A 12,758-nucleotide genomic window follows, 5' to 3' on the forward strand; every position below is an offset into this window, starting at 1 on the left:
CGCGAAGGTATGGACGACCCGTCTCAAGCGTCGTCTCCCCCGGGCCAGTCACCGGCGGGATCCTCGTCACCGACCACGGACAGGCCGCGTTCGGCGTCACGCTGCCGCTCGAGTCTGGCCAGTTGGACTCGGAGCTCGCTGATCTGCGTTGAGACGTCCTTCACTTCGGAGTCGGCGGATTCGGCACTCGTATCGGCGTCCAGTCCGGCGAGGATCTCGCTGATCACGTCGCTGTCGGCGGAAAGGTCGATCTCCACAGGAGCGTCGACCGGCTCGGCCTCCTCCTGAGCGACGACCGGGTCGCCTTCGATCAGGCCGGGCGCGAACTCGACGCCGTCCGTCCAGACCTCTTCCTCTTCGGCGAGCCACGACCGCCGAGTACGCTCTCGTTCCTCTCTCGCAGCGCCGGCGCCCACCACCGAGCCCATGGCAGGAGCCTCGGCGGCCGCCTCGGCCGACTGTGCTTCGGCGACCGCCTGAGCTCTTACCGCCCCGCTCACCCTCCCGGCACCGCCGACGCCAGCCCCTTCCCCAAGAACACCACCAGGCGATATCAGTCCGAGCCCTGACGTTCCAACGCCTGATGGCGACGATCCCCTTACTCCGCCAGGCACGCCCAGGAGTGGCCCGCCGTCCAGCCCGTTGTCGCCACCGACCATGGTCGACGGTGTGGATCCGGCGAGGTTCGTCCCGAGTCCGGTGCCGTCGCCGCCGACGACATCGGGCTCGGTCGACGAATGGTGATGTCCCGAGTCGCCACCGTCGGTCAGACCCTCCGGCGTGGCGTCACTGCCACTCGCGTCGTAAGTGCCGCTCGACGGTTCGTCGCTCGCCGGCCTGCGCCTCAGATCGTGCTGACCGGGCGGGAGGGTTGTGGACAGGTCCTGGGGTAGGGAGCCCCACGCCTGGGCGACGCGTTCGTTGGCTCCGGTCATCCAGCTTTGCGCTTCTGACAGTGACTTGGACGGGGGCTTGTTGTACTTGTACCAGGCCAGGTGCTCCGAGCCGTGACGCTCGATCGTCACGCCGAACGTCTTCGCGGCCTCGCGGACCGCCCCGGCGGTGGACCACATCTCTCGCAGCTGTGACTGGGCGGCAGCCGCGTCCTTGCCAGCCCACGCGTCGTGGAGATCCGTTCGCATGTCGAGCAGGACGCCGGCGATCTTCTCGTACGCCTCGGCGAACTTCTGGTAGCCGCGGCCCGAGGCAGCGACCGCCTCGGGGTCGCTGGACTTCAGCAGGGCGTCGATGCTCTTGGGGTCGGTGTACTGCGACGGCGACCCCGTCGGGGCCATGGATCGCATCGGGGAGACATAGGAGTCGACCATCTCAGTCCCTCGCGTCCGGGTTCAGCGAGTTCGGAGACGCGGTCGGTGGCGGGGAGGCCGGCGAGCCGTGCTGGAACAGGTCGGTGGTCGGCACGGCGTGCAGGCGCTTGTCGACGGCGGCGATTCGCCGTTCGAGGTCGGCCTCGGTCGCGTCGTACATGTGGGCCGAGGCATGCAGCTTTTTAATCATGTCGAGCACAGCGTGCAGGAAGCGGCTGTGCTGGTCCACGAGTGTGTCGTGGCCCGACTGGACGCTCGGGTAGAACGCCTGGGCGGCGTCCCAGGCGCCGTACGCCGCCTTGCTCGCCGGCTTCAGGTGCTCGTCCACCGTCAGCATGTCCTCCAAGTGGGAGGTCAGACGCTCGGCGATGGCTCGCACTTGGTGACGATCCATCTTGGCGTGGGCGGACGCGTCAAGTCCGGGCCATTCGCGGTACGGGCCCAGTGGTACGGGTCCCTGATCGACAGGCGACATCGCACTTCCCCTCAAACGCGCACAACGCGCCAAGGCCGCACACCCCCGTGTAAAGCCCCCAAGACTTTACAAAGCTCGACACACAGAGTCCAGGTGCCGCTTGACCAACTTTACCGTTCCGTGACGCTCAGTACCGAAAGACAGCAAAGAGCCACTTATCGGTCGTCCGAATTAGATCAAAACAGCACCTGACACAGGGCCCCGAGCCTGGCGGACGGCGGAGAAGCGGCCCGTGCCCGACAGGGTCTTCCCCAAGGCCGCGGCGTGCGCGGACGACGAGGCCAGGAAGGCGCACGTCGGGCCCGAGCCCGACACCAGGGAGCCCACCGCACCGCTCTCCACGCCCGCGGCCAGCGCGGCGGCGAGCGACGGGCGCAGGCTCAGGGCCGCGGGCTGCAGGTCGTTGGTGAGCGCTCGCCCGAGCGCCAGAGGATCGCCCGTCTTCAACGCGGCCATCAGATCGTCCGACACCACCGGCCACGCGGCCGGCGCATCGGTCCGCAGGCGGTCGCATTCGGCGTACACCGCCGGCGTCGACAGGCCGCCGTCCGCGTACCCGAACACCCAGTGGAACTCCCCCACCGCCTCGACCGGGGTCAGCCGCTCGCCCCGGCCCAGCCCCACGGCCGTACCGCCGAGCAGGGCGAACGGCACATCGCTGCCGATCCGCGCGCCCAGCTCCAGGAGGGTCTCCCGGCTCATGCCCGTCCCCCACAGGGCGTCACACGCCACCAGGGCCGCCGCCGCGTCGGCGCTGCCGCCGGCCATTCCGCCGGCGACCGGGATGTCCTTGCGGATGTGCAGGGCGACCCGGGGTTCGACGCCGGCGTGCGAGGCGAGGAGCCGTGCGGCCCGTACGGCCAGGTTGTCCGGGCCGACGGGAACGCCCGCCGGACCCTCCACAGTGATCGTCAACGTGGCGGCCGGGGTGGCGGTGACCTCGTCGAACAGCGAGACGGCGTGGAAGACGTTGACGAGGTCGTGGTAGCCGTCGTCACGGACCGGGCCGACGCCGAGCTGAAGGTTGACCTTGGCGGGTACGCGAACAGTGGTCACGGTCACGGAATGCTAGGGGATGCTCGTCGCCGTCCGGCGATCCGGGTGAAGGCCGCGACGTCGAGCGACTCTCCGCGCGCGCCCGGGTCGACGTCGGCGGCGCGCAGGATTCGCTCCGCCGCGGCGGCCGAGCCCGCCCACCCGGCCAGGGCCGCCCGCAGGGTCTTGCGGCGCTGCGCGAAGGCCGCGTCCACCACCGCGAACACCTCCGTACGGGGGACCCCCTCCGGCGGCTCGCGCCGGGTGAAGGCGACCAGGCCCGAGTCAACGTTCGGCACCGGCCAGAACACGGCCCGCCCGACGTTGCCCGCCCGGCGCGTCTCGGCGTACCAGGCCATCTTCACCGACGGCACCCCGTACACCTTGCCGCCCGGGCCGGCCGTGAGCCGGTCGGCGACCTCGGCCTGGACCATGACCAGCCCGTGCCGCAGCGTCGGGAACGCCCCGAGCAGGTGCAGGACGACGGGCACGGCCACGTTGTACGGCAGGTTCGCCACGAGAGCGGTCGGGGGTTCGGGCAGCTCGGTCACGCGCAACGCGTCGCCGGTGACCACCGACAGGCGGTCGGCGAGCGACGGCGCGAACTCGGCCACGGTCCGCGGCAGCCGCCCCGCGAGCACCTCGTCCACCTCGACCGCAATGACGCGGCGGGCCTCGGGCAGCAGGGCCAGGGTCAGCGAGCCGAGGCCGGGCCCCACCTCCAGGACCACGTCTTCGGCGCCGACCTCGGCGTCGCGGACGATGCGCCGCACCGTGTTCGCGTCGATGACGAAGTTCTGGCCGAGCGTCTTGGTCGGGCGGATGCCCAGGTCGGCGGCGAGCGCGCGGACGTCCGCCGGCCCGAGTAGTCGTTCACCCACACCCCCAGTGTCCCGTACGTGCAACAGTTCCGGCGCCGGGCCCGTCCCCGTACCTGAGGAGGGTGCCTTGAATGGAGCACTGAGCTTCGAAGAGTTCGTCGGATCCCGCGCCGACGCGTTGATGCGCTACGCCTACGTGCTGACCGGCGACCCGCACGACGCCGCCGACCTGCTGCAGGAGGCGCTGGTACGCGTACGCGCCGCCTGGCCCGGCGTCGTCAACAAGCGCGAGCCGGAGGGATATGTACGCACGACCATGGCCCGGCTGCACATCAGCATCTGGCGGAAACGCCGCCGCGAACGCCTGATGCCCGAGCCGCCCGAGCGGGCCTACGACGACACGGCGCTGGCGCGGGCCGACGGCGACGGCGGCCTGTGGCGGGCGCTCTCCGGCCTGCCGCCGAAGCAACGGGCCGTGCTGGTCCTTCGCTACTACGAGTCGCTCAGCGACAACGAGATCGCCGAGGTGCTCGGCATCTCCCGCGGCACCGTACGCAGCCAGGCGTCGCGTGCCCTGGACAAGCTACGGACGACCTGGCGTCCGTCCGTGACGAACGGGAGTCTGCGATGACCGAGGAACTGGAGCAGGCCCTGCGGCGCACGTTCGCCGAGGCCGCCGACCGCGCCCCGAAGGCCCCGCCGGGCATCGGCCTGGAGGCACGTCCCGCGCGGCGAACCCGCGCCTATCCGCGCGTGGCGATGGCCGCCGCCGCCGTGGCCATCGCCATCGGGGGCGCCACGGTCGGCGGCCGTGCGCTGCTGACCGGCACGCACGCGCCCGGCACCGCCAAGGCGGGGGCCTCACCCGCGCTGCACCGCCTGAAGAAGACCGCCGTGCCGCCGATGGAGAAGGTCTGGCCCCAGGCGATCCACCGGCTGTCCAAGAAGCTGCCGAACGGGCACGCGTACCATCCGCTGACCTTCCTCGACGATCACACGCTGCTCGTCAGCACCGAGTCCTCCTTCGAGAAGGCCGACGCCCTCTACGCCTACGACCTGCACAAGCACACGGCGAGGCAGATCACGACGGTCGTCACGCCGCCGAAGACGCAGATGTTCGCGTCCTACTTCACGACCGGCGACGGGTACGTCGCCTGGGCGATCGCCGGCCACTACGGCGGCGAGGTGTGGGCCGCGCCGCTCACGGGCGGTAAGGCGCACCGGGTCGCCCGGACGGGCACGTCCACACCGGACCACCTCGCCATCGACGGCGGGAACGTCTACTGGTCACTCGTCCGCAGCCCCGGCGTCTACCGCGCCCCCATCGCGGGCGGCGACGCCCGGCTGGTCGGGGGTACCGGCTCGGAGTACATCCTCCAGTGGCCGTGGGTCGGCTCGCCCCGCGACTCGCTCGGCACCGCCGCCGGCGTCCGGTTCGCGACCGCCAAGAACGTCAAGACCGGCGAGACCCGGTCGGCACGTCTCACCGACCGTGCCGCATGGCACTGCGGACCGACCTGGTGCGTGGGACAGAAGAACTTCGTCACCGAAGCCCAGCGCCGCGACGGCAGCGGACGCCACGCGATCCCGGACGTCGAGTCGATGTCCGCGGTGCCGCCCTCCCTGGACAGGTTCGTGATCACCAGTCCTGCCGGGGGGACCATCGCCGTGTACGACCTGGAGACGGGCCGCATCGGTGATCTCGGCGTCACCTCCGAGAAGAAACTCCCCAGCACATGGGTGCGTCCGCAGGAGCCGGGCAACCCGCTCTACTACACGGTGACGGACGGCGGATACGTGCTCGTCGACCTCGCCGCCATCTGATCGCTCGACCGCCGGAGTAGCTAGGAGCAGGTAGACGCCGGGTCACCAGGGCCCGAACACCCGCTCGCCGTTGCGGCTGATGGTCTCGCACAGCTCGGCCAGGTCGATGCCCTTGACCTCGGCGAGGCAGCGGGCGGTCAGCGGCACGAGGTACGGCGCGTTCGGCCGGCCGCGGTGGGGCACCGGCGTGAGGTACGGCGCGTCGGTCTCGACCAGCAGCAGCTCCGGCGGCGCGACCTCCGCGGCCTCGCGCAGGTCACCGGCGTTCTTGAACGTGACGTTGCCGGCGAAGCTCATGACGTAGCCGCGGTCGGCGCAGACCTTGGCCATCTCGCGATCGCCGGAGAAGCAGTGGAAGACGACCTGCTCCGGCGGGCCCTCCTCGGCCAGGATGCGCAGGACGTCGTCGTGGGCGTCGCGGTCGTGGATGACCAGCGCCGTGCCGGTGCGCTTGGCGATGTCGATGTGCGCGCGGAAGGACCGGTGCTGGTCGCCGGGGTCGGCCCAGTCACGGTAGTAGTCGAGCCCGGTCTCCCCGACCGCGCGGACGTGCGGCAGCGCGGCGAGGGAGGCGATCTCCTCGAGCACCTCGTCGGTGGCGTCGCCCGCGTCGTTGGGGTGGATCGCGACCGCCGCGTAGACGTCGTCGTGGGCCTCGGCCGCCTCGGCGCACCAGCGCGAGGACGCCAGGTCGTACCCGACGGTCACGGCCCGGCGGATCCCGACGGCCTGACCCGCCGCGACGACCTCCGGGACCGGCGTCTTGAGGATGTCGAGGTGGCAGTGGCTGTCGAACACCTCGGCCGGCAGCGGCTCGGGAGGCGGCGGTGCCGCCTCCCGCGAGTCGCCGCGGCTCACGAGGCCTCCTCCGCCTGCCGAGCCTCCGTGCCGACCGAGCGGGCCGAGCCGCTCACGACTGCTCGAGCCGGGCCAGCTCCTCGTCCACGACCGAGGGGTCCAGCTTGGTGAAGAGCGGTTTCGGCGGCGCCAGCGGGACACCCGGCGTGATCGGCCGGGACTCCCAGCGCGCGGCCGTGTCGTACGTGCCGGTCAGCACCTGGTAGCCCGGGCCACCGTCCTCGTCGACCTCGCGCAGCTCCGGCATGCCGCTCCAGTCGCCCTCGCCGCCGAGCATCTTGTACACCTTGTCCGAGGACTTCGGCAGGAACGGCGTCAGCAGCGACTTGGCGTCGTCCACGAGCTGCAGCGCGACGTGGAGGATGGTCTTCATCCGCTCCGGGTCTTCGCTGCGGAGCTTCCACGGCGCCTGCTCGGACAGGTACTTGTTGGCCTCCGCCACGGTGCGCATGGTCTCGTTGACGGCGTTCTTGAACCGCGAGCGGTTCAGCTCCGCGCCCACCGCGTCGAACGCCGCGCGCGAGCGCTGCAGGATGGTGCGGTCGGCCTCGGTCAGCTCGCCGGCGGCCGGGATCTCGCCGATGTTCTTGGCCGCGAACGAGATCGACCGGTTGACCAGGTTGCCCCAGGCGGCGACGAGCTCGTCGTTGTTGCGCCGGACGAACTCCGACCAGGTGAAGTCGGTGTCCTGGTTCTCCGGGCCGGCCACCGCGATGTAGTAGCGCAGGGCGTCGACGTCGTACCGCTCGAGGAAGTCGCGCACGTAGATCACGACCTGCCGCGAGGAGGAGAACTTGCGCCCCTCCATGGTCAGGAACTCCGAGGAGACCACCTCGGAGGGCAGGTTGAGGCGGCCCAGGGAGCCCGGCTCACCGCCCTTGTCGCCCTCGCCGTTGTAGCCCAGCAGCATCGCCGGCCAGATCTCCGAGTGGAAGACGATGTTGTCCTTGCCCATGAAGTAGTACGACCGGGCGTCGGGGTCCTGCCACCAGGCGCGCCAGGCGTCCGGGTCTCCGGAGCGCCGGGCCCACTCGACCGAGGCCGACAGATAGCCGATCACCGCGTCGAACCAGACGTACAGCCGCTTGTCGGGCCGGTCGATCCAGCCCGGCAGCGGCACCGGCACGCCCCAGTCGAGGTCACGGCTGATCGGGCGGGGCTGCATGTCGTCGAGGAGGTTGCGGGTGAACTTGTAGACGTTCGGCCGCCAGAGCCCCTCCTTGCTCTGCAGCCACGACCCGAGTGTCTCGGAGAACGCGGGCAGGTCGAGGAAGAAGTGCTCGGTCTCCACGAACTCCGGCTTTTCGCCGTTGATGCGGCTGCGGGGGTTGATCAGGTCGACCGGGTCGAGCTGGTTGCCGCAGTTGTCGCACTGGTCGCCGCGCGCCCCGTCGTAGCCGCAGATCGGACAGGTGCCCTCGATGTAGCGGTCCGGGAGGGTGCGGCCGGTGGAGGGGGAGATCGCGCCCATCGTCGTTTTCTCGAAGACGTAGCCGTTGGCGTGGAGCCCCTTGAAGATCTCCTGGGCGACGGCGTAGTGGTTGCGCGTCGTCGTCCGGGTGAACAGGTCGTAGGACATGCCGAGGCCGTGGAGGTCCTGGCCGATCACCTTGTTGTAGCGGTCGGCGAGCTCGCGGGCGGTCACGCCCTCGTTGTCGGCCTGGACCTGGATCGGCGTGCCGTGCTCGTCGGTGCCGCTGACCATCAGGACCTGGTTGCCCGCCATCCGCTGGTAGCGGCTGAACATGTCGCAGGGCAGCGCGAAACCGGAGACGTGCCCGATGTGGCGGGGCCCGTTGGCGTACGGCCAGGCGGGCGCGGTCAGGATGTGACGGCTGGACATGCCCTAAGCCTAGAGGCCCTGCCCCGATGTATCAGCACGATATCCGCCGACCGGCGACCGGGCGCGCCCTCACACCGGCGACCGCGAGGTCTCGGCCTCGCCGAGCGCCCGGGTGAAGTCCTTCGACGACAGCCACAGCTTGTAGACGATGCCCACCTCGAAGACCAGCATCAGCGCCCCGGCCACCACGGTCACCGGGATGATCGCATGACAGAGCGGGCCGACGATGAACACGGCCATCTGGAACTCGATGCCGCTGACCAGGTGCGTACGGACCCGGTGGCGCAGCAGCCAGTCGCGTACCCGCAGGTACCAGGAGAACCGCTGCCGGAAACCCCGCTGGAGGTCGACCGCGACCCGCTCGGGCCCGTCCGCGGGGACGGCGTCGCGCAGCCGGCCGTTCATCTCCCGGCGCACGGCCGCCACCTTCAGGGCGTCGAGATAGCGGAGCATGTCGAGGAAGACGATCGCGATGCCCAGGCCGAGGTAGACCGGCCGGCCGGTGGCCGCGTACTGCCCGGCGGTCAGGGCGACGGCGCAGGCGAGCACGCGGATGCGGTCGAACACATAGTCCAGCCAGCCGCCGAAGACGGTGCCGGTGCCGGTCAGCCGGGCGAGCTTGCCGTCCACGCAGTCGAGCACGAAGCTCAGGTGGTACAGGATTGCGCCGGCGATCAGCCACGGCCCGGCCTTCCAGAAGCAGCCCGCGGCGCCCAGGCCCAGCAGCAGCGCGCCGAGCGACACCTGGTCCGGGGTCAGCGACGTGCGGTTCGCGGTGAACCGCACGAGCCGCCCGGCCAGGGGATCGACCAGGAACACGGTCCACCACGCGTCGCGCGCCTTGTACGTGCGGGTCCGCACGTCGTCCATCGTGAAGTCCGTCGTGAACGACGGGTTCACCACTCCTCGCCGTCCTCGTCGCCGAGCGCGTGGCTGTCGTCCCCCGAGTGCAGGTCCGGGTCGGGACCGAGGAGTACCGCGATCTGCTCCAACAGGTTCTTCAGCATCGGAACCACCGTTCATGCTCGCTGTGCTCACATCTGTACTTGGCCGGTCCGTCCCGTCCGGTTCTCCCTTTTTGACGCTTCCGAGGTGGCGTCGCTATGCCGGCACCGGGCGATCAGTCGTGGGAGGGCACGCCGATGCGGTCGGTCCAGCCGTCGGTGATCATCAGCGTGGAGTGGTCGGGCTCGCTCGCGACCGTGCCGTCCGCGCCGATCGGGTAGTACTCGAACGCCAGGATCCGGGCGGAGCCGGGGTCGATGATCAGATGTTCCTCGCTCCGCTGAATGCCGTGCAGCGTGTGTTCCTCGATACGGACGGCCAGTGCCACACCGGACCGGCCGAGCCCGTCGCGGGCCGGGCCGATGCCGCGGATGCCCTTCTGGGCGGCGAGCATGCGGTACGCCGCCGCGCGCGCCTTCGGGGGCGCGGGCGCGTTGATGACCGCGACGCCGGCGTCCAGGATGTCCTCGGTCAGCGAGAGCTCCTGGCTCTGCGCGTGGTACTTCCGCAGTTCGGCGATCCTGCGGTTCCGGTCCGCCTGGACCATGCGCCGGAGTCCAGCGGCGGTGGTGGGCAGTTTCGCCAGGCCGGCCATTGTGGTGCCCTTGGGCCCCAGCTCGAGGTAGGGATCGTCGTCCGTGTGGGAGTCGGCGGAGAAGGGCTTCATGTCGGTCAGCGACGGTGACCCCGCCCGCTGCCAGGCGGCCTTGTCCGCCGGGGTGGCGAACCGGGTCTGGATGTCCCGATCCACCGTCCGCGAGGGCCGGCCCTGCTGGTACGGGTCCCAGTTCTCCCAGGTGATGCTGACGTACGCGTGGAAGGGGAAGTAGGGTCCGCTCCTCGGCGCCCCGTTGGCGAGCGTGCCGTGGCCCTTGACGCCCTTTCGGCGCTGCCGGGCCCGCTCCACGTCGCGGATCTGGGAGTACCAGTAGGCCCCGTGCGCCGTCGCCGGCTGCTTCGCGGCGTACTCGGCTCCGGCCAGCAACACCGACCGGGCGTCCAGCGGCGTGGAGACAGGTGGCGTCGCCCGGCCGTGCCGGGGCGTGTCGCCGGGCAGGGCGAGGACGCCGGCGGTCACCGCCGCGGCGGCGGCCACGGCCACGCCCGCCAGGATGGGCCGGGTGCGACGGCGTTGGGCGGGAAGGATCCGGTGGTCGGCCCGGGCCGGCGCGCGCCCGGCGGCCGTGATGCGGGCCAGGTCCGCGTCGCGGCGGCGCCGGTAGCCGTCTTCGGCCAGCGTGCCGACGTGGTCGGTGAGGATCGTCATCGGGTCGGTGAAGGTCATCTCGGCTCCTCTGTCGTGGCCGGTCTCGTCGGGGTTCATCGGGCCCTCTGCTGGATCAGTGCCGTACGGGCCGGGGCGGCCGGTGACGTGCGCAGGGCGCGGGAGAGGCGTTTGCGGGCCCGGTGCAGCCGTACGGCGAAGGTCGTGGTGGAGCAGCCCATGACGCGGGCGGCGTCGCGGGGCGCCAGGTCGTACCACGTGGCCAGGACGATCGTCTCGACGTCCCGTTCCCCCAGCGCCGACAGCGCGGCGCGGACGGTGGTGCGGTCCACGATGCCTTCGGCCACGTCGGGGCCGGCCAGGTCGTCCGCCGTGGTCGCCGAGGCGATCCGGTCGGCGAGCGCCTGCCGGCGGCGGCCGGCGTCGTACTGCTTGTGCAACAGGTTGCGCGCCACTCCGAGCAGCCACGGCAGCGGCGGGTCGGGCAGGTCGTCCAGCCGCCGCCAGGCGACCAGGAAGACCTCGCTGACCACGTCCTCGGCGGCGTCCTGGCCGGCTCGCAGCAGCGCGTAGCCGAGCACGCTCCGGTAATGCCGGTCGTACAGGGCCGTGAATCGTTCGGCGGGGTCGTTCACGCCTGCGTCCTTCGGGGTCGTCGGTGGCTGACGCGAAGTACTCCCTCCGGCCGGAACGCCGATTACACCGAGACGGCACGCGAACGAGAAAAGGCCCCGGCGAACGCCGGGGCCTTCTCGCGAACCGTCGTCAGGCGGTCTCGGCCGGGTCCTTGCTCTCCTCGTCGGCGGCGGCGTCCTCGTCCGCGGGCGCGTCGACCTCCTTGAGCTTGAGGGTCTTCGCCTCGCCCGCGACCTTGACGACCGCGGCGTCCACGACGTCGGCGGCCTCCTCGGCCGGGTCGGTGACCGGCGGGTGGGAGCGGCGGCGGATCCCGAGGATGCTGACGAACAGCGACGCGAAGATCATCTGGAAGCTCATGATGAGCGCGGTCGCGGCGGGCACGACGATGCGGAGCGAGTCGCGCGGGTTCAGCTCGCCGAAGCTGTGGCCCTGCCAGTGCACCAGCGAGGCCACCAGCCCGACGAGGCCGGCGAGCGCGAGCAGACCGCCGACGACGAGGCCGCGTTCGAGGCTCCAGGAGTCGACGACGCGCTGCACCCGCCGGTCATGGGGAAGGAAACCCTCCTCCATGGCGTACACCTTGGTCAGCAGCGCGAACAGCACCGCCTGGAAGCCGATCACCAGCATCGCGGAGGCCCCGACGAGGGTGTCGACGTCGAAGGCGATGTCGCCGACCCGGACGGGGCCGGTGGACAGCGCGACGCCGCCGATGAGCCCGAGCGTCATCAGCAGCAGGCCGGGGATCAGGAACAGCCAGCGCGGGCTGTAGAGCATGAGGAAGCGCAGGTGACGCCAGCCGTCGCGCCAGGTGCTGAGGTGCGGGGCGCGGGAGCGGCCGTCGGGCGAGAGCGTGGTGGGGACCTCGCGGACGTCGTACTTGGCGAGCGTGCAGCGGACCACCATCTCGCTGGCGAACTCCATGCCGCCGGTCTGCAGGCCCAGCCGCAGGATCGAGTCGCGGCGGAACGCGCGCAGCCCGCAGTGGAAGTCGCCGATCTTGCTGCGGAAGAACAGCCGGCCGACGAAGCTGAGCACCGGGTTGCCGAGGTACTTGTGCAGCGGCGGCATGGCACCGGGCGCGATGCCGCCCTTGAAGCGGTTGCCCATGACGAGGTCGGCGCCGTCCCGCAGCTCGGTCAGGAACGGCATGAGCGAGGTGAAGTCGTAGGAGTCGTCGGCGTCGCCCATGACGACGTAGGTGCCGCGGGCCGCGCGGATGCCGCCCATCAGGGCGTTGCCGTAGCCCTTGGAGGTCACCGGCACGACGCGGGCACCCGCCTCGCGGGCGAGCTGCTGGCTGCCGTCGGTGCTGCCGTTGTCGGCGATGACGACCTCGCCGTCGACGCCGTGCTCAGCGAAGAATCCGAGGGCCTTCCGCACGCATGTCTCTACGGTCTCCGCCTCGTTCAGGCAAGGCATCACCACGGAGAGTTCCACGTCGCGTCCTCCATTACCCCTCCGCAACCAAGCTTCGGGGGTTTCGACTAACCTCGTCATTGTTCCGACAAGTGGCGTGTGTTACCCATGATGCCCGCCGGCGAGCGGCTGCGTGTTGCAAAGCCGCAACCTTTGACTTCACATGAAGCACCCTGCTGACGGCAGGCTGGGGATACAGGATAAGGGCTGTGCTGTCCAGAGAGGTCGGTCCGACTTGACTACCGCGGGAGAACAGAGCGGGGAATCCGCCGTGACAGGCGCGCCGCCT

The 12,758-nt window shown here is 70.8% G+C and carries 12 protein-coding genes; 2 read left to right on the forward strand and 10 right to left on the reverse strand.

The genetic code is table 11. The features are described 5' to 3' along the window. Positions 1-23 precede the first annotated feature (23 nt). From ABEA10_RS05680 to rsmA, 4 genes are all read right to left on the reverse strand, one after another. Positions 24-1,295, reverse strand: coding sequence for a hypothetical protein (locus ABEA10_RS05680; RefSeq protein ID WP_345458367.1), 1,272 nt, complete (start codon positions 1,293-1,295; stop codon positions 24-26). A gap of 34 nt (positions 1,296-1,329) precedes the next feature. Continuing rightward, a complete protein-coding gene (locus ABEA10_RS05685; protein WP_345458369.1) occupies positions 1,330-1,707 on the reverse strand; it encodes a hypothetical protein in 378 nt (125 codons plus the stop codon). Positions 1,708-1,974: 267 nt separating this feature from the next. Further along, a complete protein-coding gene (locus tag ABEA10_RS05690) occupies positions 1,975-2,865 on the reverse strand; it encodes a 4-(cytidine 5'-diphospho)-2-C-methyl-D-erythritol kinase (RefSeq protein ID WP_345458371.1) in 891 nt (296 codons plus the stop codon). Continuing rightward, positions 2,862-3,719 (reverse strand): 16S rRNA (adenine(1518)-N(6)/adenine(1519)-N(6))-dimethyltransferase RsmA, encoded by an 858-nt coding sequence (rsmA, locus tag ABEA10_RS05695; protein WP_345458373.1) that lies wholly within the window; start codon positions 3,717-3,719, stop codon positions 2,862-2,864. Before rsmA ends, ABEA10_RS05690 begins: the two co-directional genes overlap by 4 nt. A 67-nt stretch (positions 3,720-3,786) precedes the next feature. On the opposite strand from rsmA, the gene ABEA10_RS05700 reads away from it, so the two are divergent. Together ABEA10_RS05700 and ABEA10_RS05705 are read left to right on the forward strand one after the other, a co-directional pair. Then, entirely contained in the window at positions 3,787-4,290 is a 504-nt protein-coding gene (locus ABEA10_RS05700; RefSeq protein ID WP_345458375.1) for a SigE family RNA polymerase sigma factor, read from the forward strand. Then, on the forward strand, positions 4,287-5,483 hold the full coding sequence (locus tag ABEA10_RS05705) for a hypothetical protein (RefSeq protein WP_345458377.1): 1,197 nt from the start codon (positions 4,287-4,289) through the stop codon (positions 5,481-5,483). Before ABEA10_RS05700 ends, ABEA10_RS05705 begins: the two co-directional genes overlap by 4 nt. 42 nt (positions 5,484-5,525) lie before the next feature. Here ABEA10_RS05705 and ABEA10_RS05710 read toward each other — a convergent pair whose 3' ends face one another. The 6 genes from ABEA10_RS05710 to ABEA10_RS05735 all read right to left on the reverse strand — a co-directional run bounded on the left by ABEA10_RS05710 (position 5,526) and on the right by ABEA10_RS05735 (position 12,550). Next, the gene (locus tag ABEA10_RS05710; protein ID WP_345458379.1) at positions 5,526-6,341 is read right to left on the reverse strand and encodes a TatD family hydrolase; all 816 of its coding nucleotides are present in this window, start codon (positions 6,339-6,341) and stop codon (positions 5,526-5,528) included. A gap of 52 nt (positions 6,342-6,393) precedes the next feature. Beyond that, positions 6,394-8,184 (reverse strand): methionine--tRNA ligase, encoded by a 1,791-nt coding sequence (metG, locus tag ABEA10_RS05715; RefSeq protein ID WP_345458381.1) that lies wholly within the window; start codon positions 8,182-8,184, stop codon positions 6,394-6,396. Positions 8,185-8,253: 69 nt separating this feature from the next. Next, positions 8,254-9,054 (reverse strand): CDP-alcohol phosphatidyltransferase family protein, encoded by an 801-nt coding sequence (locus ABEA10_RS05720; RefSeq protein WP_345459002.1) that lies wholly within the window; start codon positions 9,052-9,054, stop codon positions 8,254-8,256. A 250-nt stretch (positions 9,055-9,304) separates the two neighbouring features. Beyond that, positions 9,305-10,474 carry a hypothetical protein gene (locus ABEA10_RS05725; RefSeq protein ID WP_345458383.1) on the reverse strand — a complete coding sequence of 390 codons (1,170 nt, stop codon included), beginning with the start codon at positions 10,472-10,474 and terminating at the stop codon, positions 9,305-9,307. A 35-nt stretch (positions 10,475-10,509) separates the two neighbouring features. Next, a complete protein-coding gene (locus ABEA10_RS05730; RefSeq protein ID WP_345458385.1) occupies positions 10,510-11,049 on the reverse strand; it encodes an RNA polymerase sigma factor in 540 nt (179 codons plus the stop codon). Positions 11,050-11,179: 130 nt separating this feature from the next. Beyond that, positions 11,180-12,550 carry a glycosyltransferase family 2 protein gene (locus ABEA10_RS05735; RefSeq protein ID WP_425550873.1) on the reverse strand — a complete coding sequence of 457 codons (1,371 nt, stop codon included), beginning with the start codon at positions 12,548-12,550 and terminating at the stop codon, positions 11,180-11,182. Positions 12,551-12,758 lie beyond the last annotated feature (208 nt).

Origin of the sequence: Actinoallomurus oryzae (assembly GCF_039541955.1) — a bacterium.
Lineage (GTDB): Bacteria > Actinomycetota > Actinomycetes > Streptosporangiales > Streptosporangiaceae > Actinoallomurus > Actinoallomurus oryzae.